3 protein-coding genes are annotated in these 2,667 nt (G+C 64.5%); all 3 read left to right on the top strand.

The features are described 5' to 3' along the window. A partial coding sequence (locus tag AB1609_20570; protein MEW6048838.1) for a hypothetical protein occupies nt 1-284 on the top strand: 284 nt, incomplete at its 5' end. A 26-nt stretch (nt 285-310) separates the two neighbouring features. Continuing rightward, a complete protein-coding gene (locus AB1609_20565) occupies nt 311-760 on the top strand; it encodes a cupredoxin domain-containing protein (protein MEW6048837.1) in 450 nt (149 codons plus the stop codon). A 36-nt stretch (nt 761-796) separates the two neighbouring features. Beyond that, nucleotides 797-2,623: a Sec-dependent nitrous-oxide reductase gene (gene nosZ, locus AB1609_20560; protein MEW6048836.1), complete on the top strand. Its 1,827-nt coding sequence runs from the start codon at nt 797-799 to the stop codon at nt 2,621-2,623. Nucleotides 2,624-2,667: the final 44 nt, after the last annotated feature.

Below are 2,667 nucleotides of genomic sequence, written 5' to 3'. Positions count from 1 at the left end.
CCAACATCTCCTACGCCGTCTCGGTGGTCTCCGACCCGTTCGGCTGGGGATGGGACCTGCTGGGAACCGCCTCGTACCCGTGGACGCCTTACGTGCCGGGATGGGTGCCTTACCTCCAGGTGCCGGCCCTTTTGACCGGCCTGGGCTGGGGCATGGTGGGCGGGGTTCGCATCCTGACCAGGACGTTCGACGGCGACCGGGTGGCGGCGCTTCGCGCCTCCTTGCCGCTTGCGGTTTACCTCGTCGGCGTGACCGAGTTGTTTTTGTGGCTTTACCTTGCGTGACGAGCGTCAGGTGAGGGGTGGCTTCCTTGGCACAAGCAAAGCTCGCGCCAGCTCCGGGGCAGACGTCCGGTAACCGGGCAGGCCGGGGGCTCGAGGTGATGGCGGCCATCCTGGTCTTCCTGGCCGTTGTGGGCCTGCCCTTCGTCATCTTCGGGTACGAGAAAATGGTGCGCCCGGCCCTGGCGGCCCCCAACGAGTACCATGTCATCATCCGGATCTTCGAAGACGGGGGCTTTCAGCCGTCCCGGATCGAGGTCAGGCAGGGGGACCGGGTGCGGCTCAAGCTCACGTCCTACGACGTCACGCACAGCTTTCAACTGCTCGACTACGGCATCGACACCGGGCCCATCTTCCCGGGCACAAGCCGGGTCGTGGAGTTCACCGCAGACCGTGCAGGCACGTTCTTCTACCAGTGCAACGTTCGCTGCAGCGCGCTCCACCGCAACATGGTGGGGCAGTTGATAGTCAAACCCTAGCCTCGAGGAAGGGGAGAGGCAGAGGTGCGGTCGGAGGTGTTCAAAAAAGTTGTGCTGCTGGCGGCTGCCGTGGCGGTCGTCGGGCTGATCACCGGCTTTTCCATCTTCGGAGGCCGGCAGGCTCCCGCCGGCGATGCCAGCAAGGCGCTGGTGCCCCCGGGCAAGCTCGACGAGTACTACCTGTTCGCGTCCGGAGGGCACTCGGGGCAGGTGTTCGTGTACGGAGTGCCGTCCATGCGCCGGATCCGCACCATCCCGGTGTTCACCCCGGATCCGGCGTGGGGGTACGGCTACGACGAGGAAAGCAAGAAGATGCTGGGGGGGCTGACCTGGGGTGACGTTCACCACCCGTCGCTTTCGGAGACCAACGGCGAGTACGACGGGCGGTGGCTGTTCGTCAACGACAATGCGAACAACCGCGTGGCGCGCATCAATTTGAAGACCTTCTACACCGAGCAGATCCTGGGCCCCATCCCGAACATCATGGGTCCGCACTCGGGCGTGTTTGTGACGCCCAACACAGAGTACCTGTTCCTGGGGTCGCGCTTTGCCACGCCCGTCCCGGTGGGGGCGTACGTGCCTCTGGAGCAGTTCCACGAGAAGTACTATGGGGTGCTTGCCGCCATCAAGATCGACCCCAAGGACGGCAACATGGAACTGGCGTGGGAGCTGCTCCTGCCCCCGTGGCACTACGACCTGGGTGACGCCGGCAAGAAGGTGAGCGACGGCTGGTACTTTTTGACCACGTACAACACCGAGGAAGCGTACGAGACGCTGGAGGTCGGAGCGTCGGCCCGGGACCGGGACTACATCATCCTGGTCAACTGGAAAGAGGGCGAGAAGGCCGCGGCGGCCGGCAAGTACAAGACGATCGGCGGCGCCAGGGTCATCAACCCGGCGGAGGTGCCGGGCATCGTCTACATCCTGCCGGTCGCCAAGAGCCCGCACGGCGTGGACGTGTCGCCTGACGGGCGGTACGTCGTGGTCTCCGGCAAGCTGCAGCCGACGGTCACGGTGTACGACTTCGAGAAGATCAAGCAGGCCGTGGGGACCAAGAGGTTCGCCGGTACCGAGAAGGGCCTGCCCATCCTGGACTATGAGTTCGCCCGGGTCGCCGAGGTGCCCGCCGGGCTCGGGCCGCTGCACACCCAGTTCGACAACAAGGGGTACGCCTACACGAGCCTGTTCATCGACAGCGCCATCGTCAAGTGGAAGATCGGCGAGTGGAAGGTCGTTGACAAGGTCGACGTGCACTACAACGTGGGCCACCTGACGGCAGCCGAGGGCGACACGGTCTCGCCGGACGGCAACTGGCTCGTCAGCCTCAACAAGATGGCCAAGGACCGCTACCTGTCGGTGGGCCCGAGCCACCCGGAGAACCTTCAGCTCATCGACATCTCGGGCGAAAAGATGAGGCTCATCTACGAGGCGCCCGTGGATCCGGAGCCGCATTACGCGCAGATGATCAAGGCCGACAAGATCAAGACCGAGGTGATCTTCTACAAGGATCCGAACCGCCCGAACGCCGTCTGGGATCCCAAGGATGCCCGGGTGGTCCGGAAGGGGAACCGGGTCGACGCATACATCGTGGCCATCCGGAGCCGGTTCATCCCGGACCGCATCGAGGTGAACCAGGGCGACGACGTCTACTTCCACATCACGAACAACGACATGGACCAGGATATCACTCACGGGTTCGGGATCCCGCTGTACAACGTGGACATGCAGGTGGAGCCGGGTGAGACCAAGACCGTCCACATCAAGGCCGACAAGCCCGGCGTCTACCCGTTCTACTGCACGAACTTCTGCTCCGCTCTGCACCAGGAGATGCAGGGCTGGCTCCTGGTGAAGCCGAAGCAGTAGCGGCCAGCACGGCGGCCGCGGGCCCGGTGATTGTGGCGCCGGGC

The organism is Bacillota bacterium, assembly GCA_040754675.1.
In the GTDB taxonomy this organism is placed as follows: domain Bacteria; phylum Bacillota; class Limnochordia; order Limnochordales; family Geochordaceae; genus Geochorda.
This window is presented reverse-complemented; position numbering and strand designations above follow the sequence as displayed.